Consider the following 15,569-nt stretch of genomic DNA (forward strand, 5'->3'; position numbering starts at 1 on the left):
TAGTGCTTATTAACTAAAAATACTAAATTACGATCGTTGTAAGAAACACAACATATTAATGTAGAATACTAACGCTTTTCCTAGCGCAAAATAAAAAACCCCATAAACAAAGGGTTTACAGGGTGTGTTTGTGGAGCCGGAGGGATTCGAACCCTCGTCCAAACAAGCAATTAAAATGCTTTCTACATGTTTAGGATCTGATTAATTTTCGATGTGTACCTGACCAGAAACCGCCTAATACACACTTATCTTCTTAAGATTTTGGTGGTGACGCCAAAGCGAGCGTACACCCTTATGTTGATTTTTCTGGTGCTCCTAAGTGAATCGCCATCAACAAGGGCTATTCAGGAACATCTCGCTTCCCTACCTTGTAGGGACGAGGCTAATCTTACTATGATTCAGATTAAGCGGCAAGAGCGTAATTATTTTCGCCAATTAAAAGTGTGAAAAATGAGATTAACGAGCTGTTTCCCAGCGCTCGACATGCTTACATTCCAACTGGTCTCGCTGTCAAAACCGGTCGGCCCCAATATGTAAATGAACTTTGAAGTCAAATTTTAGCTTTATAAATAAGCTAATAAATAACGGGCAGCAAAGCTAACAAAACTTTGGCAACCACTATAATTTTTATTTAGACCCAAGCCAAGTGTATCTAATTGTATAATTTAGTGCAATATTTATACCAAACCCATATGAAGTTCGGAATCATTAGAGAACGTAAGAATCCGCCAGATAAGCGCGTAGTTCTATCACCTAAAGCATGTCAAAAAGTCTTGAATACGTATTCAAAGGCAGAAATTATCGTAGAGCCCTCACCAATTAGAGCTTATGCCGATGCAGATTATCAAGATTTAGACATCACGGTTGCTAATGACATGGAATCTTGTGATGTGCTATTGGGTGTTAAAGAAGTGCCTATTGATGCGTTGATTCCGAATAAAAAATACTTCTTCTTTTCGCACACCATTAAAAAGCAACCTTATAATAGAGATTTACTTCGTGCGATTTTAGACAAGAATATTGAATTGTACGATCATGAGGTGATAACTAATAAACAGGAGCAGCGAGTGGTTGCCTTTGGTAGATACGCAGGTATTGTTGGGGCGTATAACGGTTTTCGTGCATACGGACTCAAATATGACGCTTTTCAATTACCAAAAGCAAATGACCTGCCAGACCAACAAGCTTTAATTGAAGAACTTAAAAACAGCAAACTCCCTAACATAAAAGTATTACTTACCGGTAAAGGCAGAGTAGGTAATGGCGCTAGAGAAATGTTAGATGGTATGGGTATGCGTAGGGTCAATGTTACCGAATATTTAGAAGAAACATTCAATGAGCCGGTGTACTGCCAAATTGATGCCGGTGAATATAATAAGCGTAAAGATGGTGTACGCGGTAATAAAGCTGATTTTTTCGCAAATCCGGAAGAATACAGGTCCAATTTTTTTAGGTTTGCTAAGGTGACGGACTTCTATATAGCCGGTCATTTTTATGGTCAAGGGGCTCCTTATTTATTTACAAGGGATGACGCAAAACATGTAGATTTTAAAATTAAGGTTGTTGCCGATATAAGCTGTGATATTGACGGACCGGTTGCTTCAACTATTAAACCTTCTACCATTGCTGACCCCATTTATGGTTATGATCCAGCAACGGAATCTGAAGCTGATTTTAAAAATGAGAATGCCATTGCAGTTATGGCGGTAGACAATTTACCTTGTGAGTTACCTAGAGATGCAAGTGAAGGGTTTGGTGAAGCTTTTATAAAAAATGTGATCCCGGCTTTCTTTAACAATGATAAAGATGGTGTTCTTGAAAGGGCTAGAATGACCAAGAATGGAAAACTTACAGAGCGTTTTAGCTATTTAAAAGATTACATAGCTTAATTGATTGCTCTTTCTCACATTGTTTTTATAATGTTAATCAATTGTTAATTTTGTGTTATATTGTGGTCGGCAATAACTGATAAAGACATGAATTTCAATTGGATATTAGGTGATAACGATGATAAATCATTTCATAAGTTATGCATTGATATTGAATATGAGCTTAGACCAAAAATTGTTAAGTTTCTAATTGCTAACAACGAATGTATAGAAGGTTGTACAGATTTTTCCTGTTTCCATTTTGATGTGGATTTTCAATCAAGAAGCATCTCTGTTTCTCAATTAACCCCTGCCAAATATAGAAATGCAATAAAAGCACGGTTGGAAAGGGAAATTACCTTTTAACTTCACTTTGAAGTGGTGCTCGAATTTGAATTTTCTTGTTATGCTCAAAGTGCGATAGGTATCAAATTTTTTTAAAAAATGGGTTTGTATTATGTGCAAGTATTGATACGCTTAATGGATGCTCATGTCTTTTTTGCAAAATACTATCAATCTGCTTTCGTCTTCTTTTCAGTCTCATTTAATTTACCCACAATAAGTAGCCCTAAAAGACTAAGTATAATCCAAAATATATCGATGAAAAGTATTTGATCATACCCATTTGCGTAGCTTACCCAGATCCAATTACCCGTACAGAAACCATTTACCAGCGGAATAGCCAAACCTATTAAACTGCCCAAAAGCAAGGTGTATTTGTTGGTGAAATAATTGTCCTTTTTAATAATGAAGAAGATGGAAATCAATAACCAACCAATAAAGTAAAATTTATACAATAAGCTCATCCCAGCGGGGTTAATTACCTGTACCAAAACAAATGAAAGTGCGGTTATTGGGTAAAGACTTAAACAAATGGCTAAATAATAACGTACAACCGCCTCATTGAATTTCTTTTTCTTGGGGGGTTTGTTTTTTTTGTTTCGTGCTGTTAACCAAATAAGTACTCCGCTTAGTATAACAAAGCACCCTATTAAACCTAGTACAAAAGAGATAATTCGCAATCCGTAACCGCCATAATCACCTAAATGAAGCCTGTAGAAAATACCCTTAACAGCATCTAAATACGATGTTTTTTTAGTTGGGTCTTTAACACTGTAAATGCTATTCTCGGCAGCATTGAATATAGTGTAGCCGTATCCATTTATTTTATCTTTATAGTCTAAATTTCCACTTACCGATACATGCATGCCTGTATCTCCATAATTGAAAATATGTACCTCATTTACTTTAAACCCTTCCCAGTTGTCCTTCACTTGTTGTACCAAAGCATTTATACTAACAGGTTTCTCTAAAGGAGAATTTTGGAACTCAAATTCTGCATGCGTATATTCTAGATCTTCATATAGTTTGTTATCGTCACCATCATATAATGCCAGTGCTGTTGGGGCGATTAAAAGCACTTTTAGCATAAAGAACGTACCGGTTACGGCATAAACGAATTGAAAGGGAAAACCGATAACGCCTAAAGCAGTATGCGCATCTGTCCATACCGTTTTCAATTTTGTCATAGGTCTGAATACATAGAAATTAGAAATAATTTTATCCCAATGAACTATGATACCTGTAATTAGAGCGAAGAGAAAAAAGAAAGCAACAAATCCTGATAAATAATACCCGAAAGGGTGAGGTAGTTGTGCAAAAAAATGTAGTCTGTATAAAAACTCACCTAATGAATATGAGCTTACATAATTTGTGGTAGACTTGTCTTTGGTGTTCAGATAATAAAAAGAACGAGCAGCTTTTTCTTTCGAAAGCAAGGTGTCTTTAGATGCGCCTAAACTCACTCCGATGTTCTGTTCGTTATAATAGTGTTTTAATTCAATATCTCTACTGAAAAGGCTTTTTTCGTTAGACATTTGTTTAAAAGTGTCATCAAAATCTAATTGAATTTCTTCTGCTACTTCAACGTTGTGCCCACGTTCCCAATTAACAATTTCATCTCTAAAGAATGCAAATGAACCGGTAAAGAAAATAACATAAAGAGCTACACTAATTACAATACCACTAACGGTATGCAAATGAAAGAGAATATTATAGGTTCTTTTGCTCATTATACTAAAGGATTTAATGCTTTGCCATAAAACATGATAATTGACAATATGATGGATGCCAATAGATATATTCCCCAAATTTTCCATCCGCTTTTGGCAAGAAAGGCGACTATCATTAATCCTACCCAAAGTATTAAAGAACTATAGGTACTGGTGATAATTACATTGACATGATCAAACCAACTAGCAATAGCTAAATGAAATAGTATAGATACCATAAAGCCACCTACAGTTGCGGCGGTTATTTTGGAGAATCGGGACCAAAATGAAGGATTCAGATATTTTGTATTAGCAGGCATATTAAAGAATTGAGAGTTCCATTAGAAATAGGATCAAAATGGTTGGTAGTATTGTTTTATAGGTGATAAGGTGCAAGGGTTGTAAGAGTATAACAAGGCTTGCTATGGTCATTAAGATGATGGTGAAAATAAAAATACCTGAACCCCAACCAAATTGATATATGGTTAGGGAGCAGGCAAACAACAGCAAGACATAACCTAAAGAATTTGCTGCTTTACTTTTCTGTTGGCACCAGTTTTCAATATATAAGTGTACAGGTACTTTTTGTCTTTTTGTTGTGGCATAGCCCAAATAGAAACCTGTAAAGCTTAGTATTAGAATTAGGGTAATCATCTGTTTTATTTAATTGTTAATGCAATACGTAGCACAGTGCCAAACAAATTCATAGTCCTTACCATTGTAGGTACCTGGTACTCGCTCTTCATAAATTGTTTCCATAGTATACTTGGTGTTCCATGGTAATGAGAAACTTACTTCACCATTTTCATCGGTTTCAAGAGTCTTGCTCCATAGGTCAGAGACATAAATCTTAAACTCGTTTTTTGCGAGGGGTTTTCCTTTAAATAATACTTGCAGTTTAATTTCATCATCTTCGTTTGCCAATTCTTTTATAACTATTCCATCTCCATTTAAGGTTTTGGTTTCGCTAATTTTATTACCTACCTGAACTTTGGCGGTAGATTGGTAGTGTGTTTTAAAAATTCCGAAATCCCACTTGGTATAGTCTAAAACTTCTATGTTATCGTTATTCAGAGCAACAGTGTAGGTACCGTTGGTTTTTGGAGTGAAGTAGGCCACGTAGTAATTTTCCTTTGCGGTGGACTTAAGAGCTGTTTTTGTGCCATCTGGTTGAATAAGCCACAAATTAAACTTTGAAACCGATGGGTAGTTTTCTCCTTTGACTTTTTCAATGACGCCGTGGGTGTATTCTCCAAAATAGACACGAACCTCTTGTTTTTTGTTCAGGTTTCCGGTACGGTCGGTTTCAAGCCACAAATAATGTGCAAACATGGGCGAAACGGTAAATAGCAATAAGCCTATTGTAATAAGTATTCTTTTCATAATGTATTGTTTTAAGGTTAAGCCCTCAGTAGAACTGAGGGATAACCAATTTGAACTAACTCAACAAAAACTGTCTTAGTATTTTCTAAAAATTGTAGGTTACAGTTACCCTACCATTGATGCCAGGTTCTGACTGCCAGTATAAATATGTGGCATAATTAGAGCCAGAATAGAGGTATTCATCTAGTATGTTGTTTACGTTTAGTTGTACTCTAAATTTGTCATTGCTCCAAGACAACGCACCATCTAACCTAAAATAGTCTGGTAATTGAGATTCATTATCTGCACCCCAAGACCAAGTAGAACGATCAATTTGATATTGATAGCCTAATGAACCACCAAACCCATGTAATTTTGAATCGTTTGAGAATTTATAGTTAAGCCATCCGTTGGTAATGTGTTTGGCATGGCCGGCTACACGTTGACCAATGTTTTCTGGGTCGGTGTCTTCCGTAATTTCGACATTGGTATTGGCGTAGTTAAGAATAAGGTTTAACTCGGGAGTAATTTCGCCCTGCAAATCAAACTCGATACCTTTTGATTGTATTTCACCTAATTGTATAGAGAAATTAGGATTCTCTGGATCCGTCACCAATACGTTTTGTTTGGTAATCTGGTAGGCGCCCAAAGATGTTCTTAATCTGCCATTGAAGAAACTCTTTTTTAAACCTCCTTCAATATCATTGGCATCAACTGGATCAAATGCTTCACCACTGAAACTAACACCGCTTTGACCAATGAAGGAACGGTCATAAAGTCCGTATGCGGTTAAGGTTGGTAGTATATTTACACTTAGACCAATACGCGGGGTAACTTTTGAATCTGTTTCATCTTTACCTCTTGTAAATAAATGTGTATATCTACCGGCAAGTGTTAATCGGGCTTTGTCATTAAAGAAACCAATTTCATCTTGTAGGTATACAGAACGGTTAATGCCACCGTAATTGTAGATGTTGTCCCTGTATTGTACAGGTATAGATTTTTCAAAAACAGGTAGTTCGGTATTACCATAAACAGGGTTGTAAATATTAAATGGCTGTTCGGTATCGGTAATGGCAAATTGATTAAAATCTGCCCAGTATTCTTTTTGGCTGTAGTCAAATCCTCCAAGTAGCTTATGGGTGATACTACCGGTTTTAAATGCTCCAGAAATATAACTTTGAAAGTATTTTCCAACGGATAATGCATCCCAATTACTAATATATCTTACGGCATCTCCGTTTTCTTCCATAGACCATACCCAGATAGAATTTCCTACTTGATCATAGCGTAAAGAGCCGAACTTTGTTTCCCAGCTCCAATCTTTATTAAAATCATGTTTTATGGTACCAAAGAAAGTAACTTCTTGAATGTCGGATGCTGGGTAGTTGGTATCGGTAAATTTAAAATCTCTGTCTAAACTACCGTAACCATCGTCATTTGGAGCAAAAACATATGCGGCACCCATATAGCTTTCTGCCTGCTGTACATTTAGTTCTGCCGTAACGGATGTCTTTTTTGATAGGTTGTAGGTAAGGGCAGGGGCAAAGCCATAACGTTCGGCATCTTCATTGCCTCTATGGCTGTCAGATGTTTGGTACATGGCGTTAAAACGATACAATAATTTACCGTTTTCTGTTGCTTTACCACCAAGATCTAGCGTAGCACGGTAATTGTCAAAACTACCTGCCATAAAGGAAACTTGACGAATGGTTTTCTTGGTCGGTTTTTTAGTAACCACATTATAGAATCCGCCAGGTTCACCAGCAGACATCATAAAACCTGCAGGTCCTTTTACAAATTCTATCTGATCTACAAATGCCATATCTTCAGATAAAGGTCCCCAAGAATCTTGTACATTAAATCCGTTTCTAAAGGCCGGTAACCTAAATCCTCTCATATTTACCCTGGCAAAGTTTCCCCAGTGTTCTAACATAGTAACACCAGATACGTTTCTAATTACCCCGTCCATTATGCTAGTAGCTTGTTGGTCTTGTAGCAGTTCACTACTTATAATTTGAATATTCTGTGGAAGTTTGGCAACTTCGGTTTTTAGCCTCAATGTTGACGATGGTGTGTTCACGGCATATTTATTATGATGGCCTTGTACCGTTACTTCGTTTAATTGTTCACTTTTTTCAGGTAATAAAACTGTTTGTATTTGTGTCACTTTATTGGTAATGACATTGGCAGAAATTTGCTCGGTGTCATGACCCATAATCGAGAATGTTAGGGTATACGAACCAGATGCCAGGTCGGTAATTTTGAATCTTCCATTAGCGTTCGTGGTGGTACCTAAACTTGTACGGGATATGGAGATATTTACATTTGAAAGTGGATTGTTGTTTTGGTCAACGACCAATCCGGCTAGTCCCCCGGACTGCGCATAAATGCTAACTGAACACATTAAAAAGGTTAGTATGGTGTAAAGATTTTTCATTTAATATTAGTTATTTTTAATTAGTCTAAATAAATTTGATGCGAATTTATAACTTAGTCTTGGATTAGGAATGACGTGAAATGGTAAAAAAAAGACGCAATTTTACAGATGTACAGATTGTTGACTTATCGAAGTCTAAAAGCATCGTTTATAGTGAAATTGCCGATTGTGTTGAGGTGAGGAAAGACCATGATATTGACCATAGGGTATACAGCATAAAAGAGCAATTTGGTCAAGGTAGTATTGATGAAATTCAATTTGAAGATGTTAGTATTACTACACTGTTCTTAAGGCTGCATTCAGATATAGTTTTAAAACAAAAGTTGACAATAGATTTTGTGCAACTCACTTTTTTAATTGAAGGGGAGCGAGTAATATCTGTCGCCGATTGTGACGATATTTTTTTAACGAGCGGCGATTCGTATATGGCTAATATTAAATCGTTCAATGGTACTTCTAAAATAGCCGGAAATAAAACTTATAAAGAAATCAAAATAAGATTGTCTGCCGCATTCTTAAAGAAACATGGCTTTTTCAATGATATTAAGTTAAAAGAACTTATTGATGATAATTTAATAGTTCCCATTTCAAATGAAATGAGGAGTATTTTAGAATCTTTTGATAAATTGAATTTTGAAGGTACAGCTAGACTAATTTATTTAAAAGCGAAGGTTTTTGAAATGTTGGCCATACAAGTTTCTAATTACAAAAAAGAGCATTTTAAAAACAACTCCATTCAAAGTAGTCAAAGGGTAAAGAAACTTTTATGTGTTCAGAAAAAAATCAATCAACATTTAGAAATCAATTTTTCGGTTGCAGAATTGTCTAAAGAGGTCGGTATGAACAAGACGGTATTGAATAGGGAATTTTTACGGGTATTTGGGCAAACGGTTCATGAGTATAGTATCAATCAAAAAATAGAAAAGGCTAAATTATTATTGGTGAATACAGATTTACCTATTTATGAAATAGCGGAACAGATTGGTTATAAAAATGCGACCCATTTTTCTGCAGCTTTTAAGCGACAAGAGGGTACTAGCCCTAAAAAATATAAAACGTCGGTTTTATAGCAAGTATAGTATTAAAACCGTTAATTGATCAACGAAACACCAATGCCTAACGTAGTTTGTCTATGGTTATAATCAATTAAAGTCTCTCCATAACCATCAAAGAATTGTACATGTCCATTAAAGTTTTTGTGTATTGGAAAAGACCAGTTCAATTGTAAGCTACCCCTGCTTTTATCTCTTAAGTTTAGTGAGTGTCGGGCGATGGCTCTAAAGCGTTGTCTGCCCCAATCATACGTAATATCGGCTTCACCACGCCCTATGTAATCAGATATGTTTTCGTTATCGTCTATTTTACTGCCTATACGTAACCAAGGTTTAAGCATTACTTGCCAGTTGCCTTTTTCAAAACCGGCGTGTAAAGCAATACGGTTCCAACTTCGGGATATAGGATCTGACTGTCCGTTAGATTCATGTATGATTGATAGACCAACCATTTTTGCATCAAACCCCAGAATAGGAAATTTAATCGGGAAATTGGCTATAATTTCTGGCTTGTAATTGAGTTCACGAAAAGGTCTTGATCGCTCGGTATTATAAATTTGCCAATAGGCAGTTTGTGAGTAACCCATCCAAAGGTCCATATGACCGCCTAACATATTGTGGAAAATCTTTGTTTTTAAACTGATCTGAAATTTTGCCTCCACAGCATTTAAACTGTTGGGTTCATCTAAGACTTTATCTGAATTTTCGGCTACTGGAAACTCGTTTGGGTTGGTGGAGTATTTGGTTAAGGTCATATAAATGGGCTTGTAAGAGGTAAGTATAAAGTTACCACGATGGTGCTCATCATCAAGTTCCCATAATTCGGTTAAGCTTTTACTATTGTTAAAGTACCAATTGTCATCTTCACTATCTTGTGATAAACAAATAGTACAAGCAAAAAATAACAATGCGGATAGTATTGAAGTTGTTTTTGTATTCATGATGAATTTTAATGTGGCAAAATTATATATTTGATTAGAAATCATAGTCGTAATTGTGCGATATCTTAATGCAATTGATATAGATATGAACCCTGCAGAGAACTACATTTTTAATCAACCGGAACCATACAAAGGTATATTAATGCATTTGCAAATGATGATCGAAACAACCTTGCCAGAGGTTGAAATGAAATTTAAATGGAATATTCCGTGTTTCTACATTGGTAAGTCGCCCATTTGTTATTTAAATGCAAATCATAAAAAGAAGTTCGTGGATATTGCTTTTTGGAATTCTGCCCACCTTACAAAACATTTGAACGTACTAATTTCTGAAAATAGAAAAGTAGTACGTTCATTACGTTATAGTACACTTGAAGGTATTGATAACGATATTCTAATTGATGTATTAAAAGATGCTTACTCCGTTCGTAAAAATGGGTTTTATAAGCATAAGGATTTACTTTGATACTAAGTAACTGTATTAAGTGCAATTTGTTTAATTTAACTTCTTTAGTTTTTGAAGTCTGTTATTTAAATCTGTTGATAATTCTAACCGTAATTCTGAAGTCGGGATAAAAACAGTATCGAGTTTTCCTTCTTTATTTTGGATTATTTTTTTTGAATATTCTATTTCAAAATTCATTCGAGAATGCTGCGGGTCTTTGCTGGAAAATTCAACCTTATAAATTTTTCCTACCGATATACCATCTTGCCAACTTCCAATGGAACTTCCAAAATATTCCATTCCGTTATATTCAAATTTATATTTATAGCTATTTTTACTTGCTTTTTTATAAACAGAGGTTGAATTATATATTTCACCGTAAGATTCGGCGAAGTTTTGTTCAATATCTTTCTCTTCACTAATATTCTTTAAAAGGGCCCATAAGGCAATAGGGATTAGGGCTATCCAATAATAATCCCTAATTACTTGTACAGTTTTTTCGAACGTCCCAAACCAATTCAAACTAGATTGAATTTATGATAATACATATAATTACTATCTAAAATTCATTAACAACAGCTCTCAACGCAACTAAGTCTGTCAATAGCTTTTTCATCAATCCTAAGTCTAACATATTGGCACCATCACTCTTTGCATTGGCACAATCAAAATGAGTTTCTATAAAAAGTCCGTCAACTCCTGCTGCAACACCTGCACGTGCCATAGTACCGATCATTGCTGGTCTACCACCTGTAACACCAGAAGTTTGATTAGGCTGTTGTAACGAATGCGTAACATCTAATACTACAGGGGCAAATTGTTTCATGGTGGGTACACCTCTAAAATCTACAATCATATCTTGGTAACCGAACATGGTGCCGCGGTCGGTGATGATAGCTTGCTCGTTTCCAGTTTCGGTAACTTTATTTACTGCATGCTTCATACTCTCGGGACTCATAAATTGCCCTTTTTTGATGTTGACTGTTTTTCCTGTTTCTGCAGCGGCAACAACTAAATCTGTCTGGCGGGCCAAAAATGCAGGAATCTGTAATACATCTACATATTCTGCAGCCATGGCAGCATCTTGCTCTGTATGTATATCGGTAACCGTAGGTACTTTAAAAGTTTCAGAAACCTTACGTAGAATCTTCAATGCTTTTTCATCGCCAATCCCGGTAAAGGAATCCAATCTGCTTCGATTTGCTTTCTTGAAACTTCCTTTGAATACATAAGGAATTTTAAGCTCGTCGGTTATGGTCACAATGTGTTCTGCAATGCGTAAGGCCATATCTTCACCTTCAATGGCACAAGGTCCTGAAAGAAGGAAAAAATTATTACTGTCCGTATGTTTTATTTGGGGTATAAGAGATAGGTTCATTCGTCGAATATTTTTAAACAAAGATACTATTTTAAGAAGCTTACTGTTCTATTAGGATAAGATTGTCGAAATCACATATAGGAATGAAAATTAAACAGTTTCTAATTTTAATATCGCTTGTTCTTCTAACGGGCAAAGCCCATGCTCAATTTGGTAAAAATTGTGAGTTAAGGCAGGTAAAGATCAATCTTATAAATCCTGGTTTGGAATATGAAATGGCATTGGGTGCCAATACCACTTTTGATATTAAAGCAGGTATTCAAGTTGCTTTAGATCCTCTGTTGCCAGACGTATATCATGAATTGGGCGTTTTTCCTGCGGTTGCCGCACAGTACCGGTATTATTACAATTTTGAAAAACGACAGCGCAATAGAAGACAGATCTATGGTAACTCTGCTAACTACATAGCACCCGCGGCAGCTGTGTTTTTTCCTAGCCCTAGAACTATAGAAAATGAAAATGTAAAAGGAGCCTTCGGTTATGCCGGTTTGGTAACTGGTATACAGCGCAGTTATGATTCTGGATTCAACTTTTCGGTAGATGTAGGTGCGGCTTATTATGCTGGGCAGTTTGAAGGCGGTATTTATCCAGTGGCCAACTTAAGTATTGGTTTTATCATTAGTGAAAAACGCTGGTGCGTAGGTCGTTAACTGCGTAAGTATTTTCTTAATATTTCTTTAAATCAAGTGATTACTTTTTTTAAATCATGTAGTTTTAGTTGCAACATCAATCAATCTACATGAAAAAAATTACACTTATTCTTCTGTTTTTATCGGTTACAATACAAGCTCAGATTAGGGATTTTTCTGAAAAAGGTAACGGACTCATTAATCTAGAAAGGCATCAATTTACCATCAACTTATTGGGTCCTGGTATTCGATATGAGTTGGGTCTTTTTAAAAACGTTAGTGCATCAACTAGCTTTACTCCTGCTTTTGCTAGATATCAAGAAGGCTATACTTTGGGTTATGCATGGCATACCAGAATTAGATATTACCATAATTTTCAAGAGCGATTAGATATCAATAAAAATGTGGTTGGTAACTCTGCAAATTACATTGGTCCTGCGCGTAGTGTATTTTGGGAACCGGTACAGTTTACCGATAATATCACTGACGGAAGTAGTGATTATGATTTTGCTTTCTATGGCGGAGTATACGGTATACAACGTACCAATAGAAAAGGCTTTAATATAAATGCAGAGGTAGGGTACGGTTATTTTGATGGAAACGGCGTAGATAATGGGCATGGTTTCATGGTAAATTTCACTTTCGGTTGGGTGGCTACAAAACGAAAATCTAGGAAACCTACGTTCGATTAAACTGGTCTGATATTTGATATACTTCGCATAATCAAACCAAAACAATCATGAAAAAAATTATTTTCTTAACGGCATTTCTTATGTCCGTTGTTTGTGTAATCGCTCAGTCGAATAAACAAGTTGAAGACGGACTCTTCAAAATTAATTTACTAGCACCGGGTGTATCTTATGAAGTAGGGGTCGCAGATAAAACTACCTTGAATTTTGAGGCGTTTTTAGGTTTTGCACTTAATAGAGGGTCAGATAGGGAAACCAGTTTTGGTCTTTACCCTGGTCTTGAGGCGGATGTTAGGCAATATATTAATTTTAATAGAAGATTGCAGAAAGGAAAGAATATATCGGGCAATACCGGTAATTACGTTGCATTTTTAAATCAGCTTCAATTTGAAACGCCAATTATAGGTGATTTAGAATATGCTTCTGACTACTTTTATAACGCAGCGATCGTTTATGGTATGCAGCGTACGTATGAAAAGGGATTTTATTGGGGGTTGGCTTTTGGTCCAAGTGTTTTTGCCGATGAGTTTTATGTAGATGCGGGCATTTTAATTGATATAAGACTAGGTTGGGTGATCGGTGGTAGAAAAAAGTAGTCTAATCTTATAGAACTCTCTCAAAATCAATAAGATAAAAATAACATAAGTTTAAGTGTGGCTATTATTATTTAAAGTATATTTGCACGCTTAAATAAGACCTTTTATGTCCACTACTACAAAAAATATTGCGATCATTGCGCACGTTGACCACGGTAAAACGACCTTGGTAGACAAAATAATGTACCACTGTAGCTTGTTTCGTGAAAACGAAAATACAGGTGATTTAATTTTGGATAATAACGACTTGGAAAGAGAACGTGGTATTACCATTACTTCTAAGAACGTTTCCGTTATATATAAGGACACGAAAATAAATATAATCGATACTCCTGGTCACGCCGATTTTGGTGGTGAAGTTGAACGTGTATTGAATATGGCAGATGGTGTTTTGTTGTTGGTAGATGCTTTCGAGGGTCCTATGCCACAAACACGTTTTGTACTTCAAAAAGCAATCGATCTTGGTTTAAAACCTTGTTTGGTGATCAATAAAGTAGATAAAGAAAACTGTACTCCAGAAGAGGTACATGAAAAAGTTTTCGATTTGATGTTCGAACTAGGTGCCGAAGAGTGGCAGTTAGATTTCCCTACAGTATACGGTTCTGCAAAGAACAACTGGATGAGTACTGATTGGCAAAATGAAACTGAAAACATTGAGCCTTTATTGGATATGGTTATTGAGCATATTCCAACTTTTGAACCAAAAGAAGGAAATACTCAAATGTTGATCACTTCTTTAGATTTCTCTTCATTTACAGGTAGAATTGCTATCGGTAGATTACAAAGAGGAACATTGAAAGAAAATCAGCAAATTTCTTTGGTAAAACGCGATGGTTCTATCGTGAAATCCAAAATAAAGGAATTATACGTTTTTGAAGGTCTAGGTCGTAAGAAAGTAGAAGAGGTTGAAACGGGTGATATTTGTGCTTTAGTTGGTGTTGAAGGTTTTGAAATTGGTGATACCGTTGCCGATATTGAAAATCCAGAAGCATTGAAAACTATTGCTATTGACGAACCTACAATGAGCATGTTGTTTACCATTAACGATAGTCCGTTCTTTGGTAAAGATGGTAAGTTCGTTACCTCTCGTCATATCAACGATAGACTTCAAAAGGAATTGGAAAAGAACTTGGCGTTACGTGTAAACGAAACCGATAGTGCAGATAAATTTTTAGTATTCGGTCGTGGTGTATTGCACCTTTCAGTTTTAATTGAAACAATGCGTCGTGAAGGATACGAATTACAAATTGGTCAGCCACAAGTTATCATTAAAGAGATCGATGGCGTTAAATGTGAGCCTGTTGAGGCATTGACGATAGATTTGCCAGAAGCTGTTTCAGGTAAAGCTGTTGAAATGGTTTCTATGCGTAAAGGTGAAATGACCAGTATGGAGGCTAAAGGTGAGCGTATGGTTTGCGAGTTTATAATTCCTTCTAGAGGTATTATTGGTCTTCGTAACCAATTGTTGACCGCTACCGCTGGTGAGGCTATTATGGCACACCGTTTCTTGGAATACCAACCAATGAAGGGAGATATTCCACAAAGGCAAAATGGTTCTTTGGTTTCTATGGAAACAGGAAAAGCGATTCCTTATTCTATTGATAAATTACAAGATAGAGGTAAGTTCTTTGTTGATCCAGGTGAAGATATTTACGAAGGTCAGGTAATTGGTGAAAACTCTCGTGGAGATGATATGACCGTGAATATTACTAAAACCAAAAAATTATCTAACGTACGTTCTTCTGGTGCAGATGATAAAGCTAAAATTGTTCCTGCAATTAAGTTTTCATTAGAAGAGGCATTGGAATATATTCAGAAAGATGAGTATGTTGAGGTTACTCCTAAGTTTTTACGTCTTCGTAAAATCTACTTAACCGAGAATGACCGTAAGCGTAACAAAATAGCATAAGTAAAAGTCTTTTTTAGGCAAAATTTTACTTTACAATGCAAAAGCCACCTTTATTAAGGTGGCTTTTTTTGTTTTATGGTAATTAGAGAGATTTATTACATAGAACGTTTAGTGCTTACTTAGTTGTTTTGTTGGTGATTAACGGCTATTAACTAAGAAAAACGCAAAATTTTAAGATAGATTTTCCTACTTCCTTAATAATGCATTCA

The 15,569-nt window shown here is 35.8% G+C and carries 16 protein-coding genes and 1 other RNA gene; 8 read left to right on the forward strand and 9 right to left on the reverse strand.

Translation table 11 applies throughout. The features are described 5' to 3' along the window. Positions 1–128: 128 nt before the first annotated feature. Positions 129–528, reverse strand: a transfer-messenger RNA (tmRNA) gene (gene ssrA, locus EXIGUO8A_RS11345). Between the two features lie 164 nt (positions 529–692). On the opposite strand from ssrA, the gene EXIGUO8A_RS11350 reads away from it, so the two are divergent. Together EXIGUO8A_RS11350 and EXIGUO8A_RS11355 are read left to right on the forward strand one after the other, a co-directional pair. Continuing rightward, on the forward strand, positions 693–1,889 hold the full coding sequence (locus tag EXIGUO8A_RS11350; RefSeq protein ID WP_159303205.1) for an NAD(P)-dependent oxidoreductase: 1,197 nt from the start codon (positions 693–695) through the stop codon (positions 1,887–1,889). An 87-nt stretch (positions 1,890–1,976) separates the two neighbouring features. Continuing rightward, on the forward strand, positions 1,977–2,234 hold the full coding sequence (locus EXIGUO8A_RS11355; protein WP_159303206.1) for a hypothetical protein: 258 nt from the start codon (positions 1,977–1,979) through the stop codon (positions 2,232–2,234). 146 nt (positions 2,235–2,380) lie between these two features. Here EXIGUO8A_RS11355 and EXIGUO8A_RS11360 read toward each other — a convergent pair whose 3' ends face one another. The 5 genes from EXIGUO8A_RS11360 to EXIGUO8A_RS11380 all read right to left on the reverse strand — a co-directional run bounded on the left by EXIGUO8A_RS11360 (position 2,381) and on the right by EXIGUO8A_RS11380 (position 7,721). Continuing rightward, on the reverse strand, positions 2,381–3,940 hold the full coding sequence (locus EXIGUO8A_RS11360; RefSeq protein ID WP_159303207.1) for a PepSY-associated TM helix domain-containing protein: 1,560 nt from the start codon (positions 3,938–3,940) through the stop codon (positions 2,381–2,383). Next, positions 3,940–4,239, reverse strand: a complete 300-nt coding sequence (locus EXIGUO8A_RS11365; RefSeq protein WP_159303208.1) for a hypothetical protein — start codon at positions 4,237–4,239, stop codon at positions 3,940–3,942. Before EXIGUO8A_RS11365 ends, EXIGUO8A_RS11360 begins: the two co-directional genes overlap by 1 nt. Before the next feature lies 1 nt (position 4,240). Continuing rightward, complete coding sequence (locus tag EXIGUO8A_RS11370) at positions 4,241–4,573, reverse strand: hypothetical protein (protein ID WP_159303209.1); 333 nt, start codon at positions 4,571–4,573, stop codon at positions 4,241–4,243. A gap of 9 nt (positions 4,574–4,582) precedes the next feature. Then, positions 4,583–5,302 (reverse strand): DUF4198 domain-containing protein, encoded by a 720-nt coding sequence (locus EXIGUO8A_RS11375; protein WP_159303210.1) that lies wholly within the window; start codon positions 5,300–5,302, stop codon positions 4,583–4,585. An 85-nt stretch (positions 5,303–5,387) separates the two neighbouring features. Next, positions 5,388–7,721: a TonB-dependent receptor gene (locus tag EXIGUO8A_RS11380; protein ID WP_159303211.1), complete on the reverse strand. Its 2,334-nt coding sequence runs from the start codon at positions 7,719–7,721 to the stop codon at positions 5,388–5,390. Between the two features lie 80 nt (positions 7,722–7,801). On the opposite strand from EXIGUO8A_RS11380, the gene EXIGUO8A_RS11385 reads away from it, so the two are divergent. After that, on the forward strand, positions 7,802–8,791 hold the full coding sequence (locus EXIGUO8A_RS11385) for a helix-turn-helix domain-containing protein (RefSeq protein WP_159303212.1): 990 nt from the start codon (positions 7,802–7,804) through the stop codon (positions 8,789–8,791). 20 nt (positions 8,792–8,811) lie between these two features. Here EXIGUO8A_RS11385 and EXIGUO8A_RS11390 read toward each other — a convergent pair whose 3' ends face one another. Continuing rightward, the gene (locus EXIGUO8A_RS11390) at positions 8,812–9,714 is read right to left on the reverse strand and encodes a phospholipase A (RefSeq protein ID WP_159303213.1); all 903 of its coding nucleotides are present in this window, start codon (positions 9,712–9,714) and stop codon (positions 8,812–8,814) included. A 55-nt stretch (positions 9,715–9,769) separates the two neighbouring features. Here EXIGUO8A_RS11390 and EXIGUO8A_RS11395 point away from each other — a divergent pair, with 55 nt between their 5' ends. After that, entirely contained in the window at positions 9,770–10,180 is a 411-nt protein-coding gene (locus tag EXIGUO8A_RS11395; RefSeq protein ID WP_317164600.1) for a DUF1801 domain-containing protein, read from the forward strand. A gap of 30 nt (positions 10,181–10,210) precedes the next feature. Here the strand turns inward: EXIGUO8A_RS11395 and EXIGUO8A_RS11400 are convergent, their stop codons facing one another. Further along, positions 10,211–10,681 carry a hypothetical protein gene (locus EXIGUO8A_RS11400; protein ID WP_159303214.1) on the reverse strand — a complete coding sequence of 157 codons (471 nt, stop codon included), beginning with the start codon at positions 10,679–10,681 and terminating at the stop codon, positions 10,211–10,213. A 37-nt stretch (positions 10,682–10,718) separates the two neighbouring features. Continuing rightward, positions 10,719–11,537, reverse strand: coding sequence for a 3-deoxy-8-phosphooctulonate synthase (gene kdsA, locus EXIGUO8A_RS11405; RefSeq protein WP_159303215.1), 819 nt, complete (start codon positions 11,535–11,537; stop codon positions 10,719–10,721). A gap of 83 nt (positions 11,538–11,620) precedes the next feature. Here kdsA and EXIGUO8A_RS11410 point away from each other — a divergent pair, with 83 nt between their 5' ends. From EXIGUO8A_RS11410 to typA, 4 genes are all read left to right on the forward strand, one after another. Then, positions 11,621–12,187: a hypothetical protein gene (locus EXIGUO8A_RS11410; protein WP_159303216.1), complete on the forward strand. Its 567-nt coding sequence runs from the start codon at positions 11,621–11,623 to the stop codon at positions 12,185–12,187. Between the two features lie 89 nt (positions 12,188–12,276). After that, positions 12,277–12,858 carry a hypothetical protein gene (locus EXIGUO8A_RS11415; protein ID WP_159303217.1) on the forward strand — a complete coding sequence of 194 codons (582 nt, stop codon included), beginning with the start codon at positions 12,277–12,279 and terminating at the stop codon, positions 12,856–12,858. Between the two features lie 47 nt (positions 12,859–12,905). Then, positions 12,906–13,451, forward strand: coding sequence for a hypothetical protein (locus EXIGUO8A_RS11420; RefSeq protein WP_159303218.1), 546 nt, complete (start codon positions 12,906–12,908; stop codon positions 13,449–13,451). Between the two features lie 106 nt (positions 13,452–13,557). Continuing rightward, positions 13,558–15,360 carry a translational GTPase TypA gene (typA, locus tag EXIGUO8A_RS11425; protein WP_116770562.1) on the forward strand — a complete coding sequence of 601 codons (1,803 nt, stop codon included), beginning with the start codon at positions 13,558–13,560 and terminating at the stop codon, positions 15,358–15,360. Positions 15,361–15,569 lie beyond the last annotated feature (209 nt).

The sequence above is a fragment of the Maribacter litoralis genome, from assembly GCF_902506355.1.
GTDB classification, from domain to species: domain Bacteria; phylum Bacteroidota; class Bacteroidia; order Flavobacteriales; family Flavobacteriaceae; genus Maribacter; species Maribacter litoralis.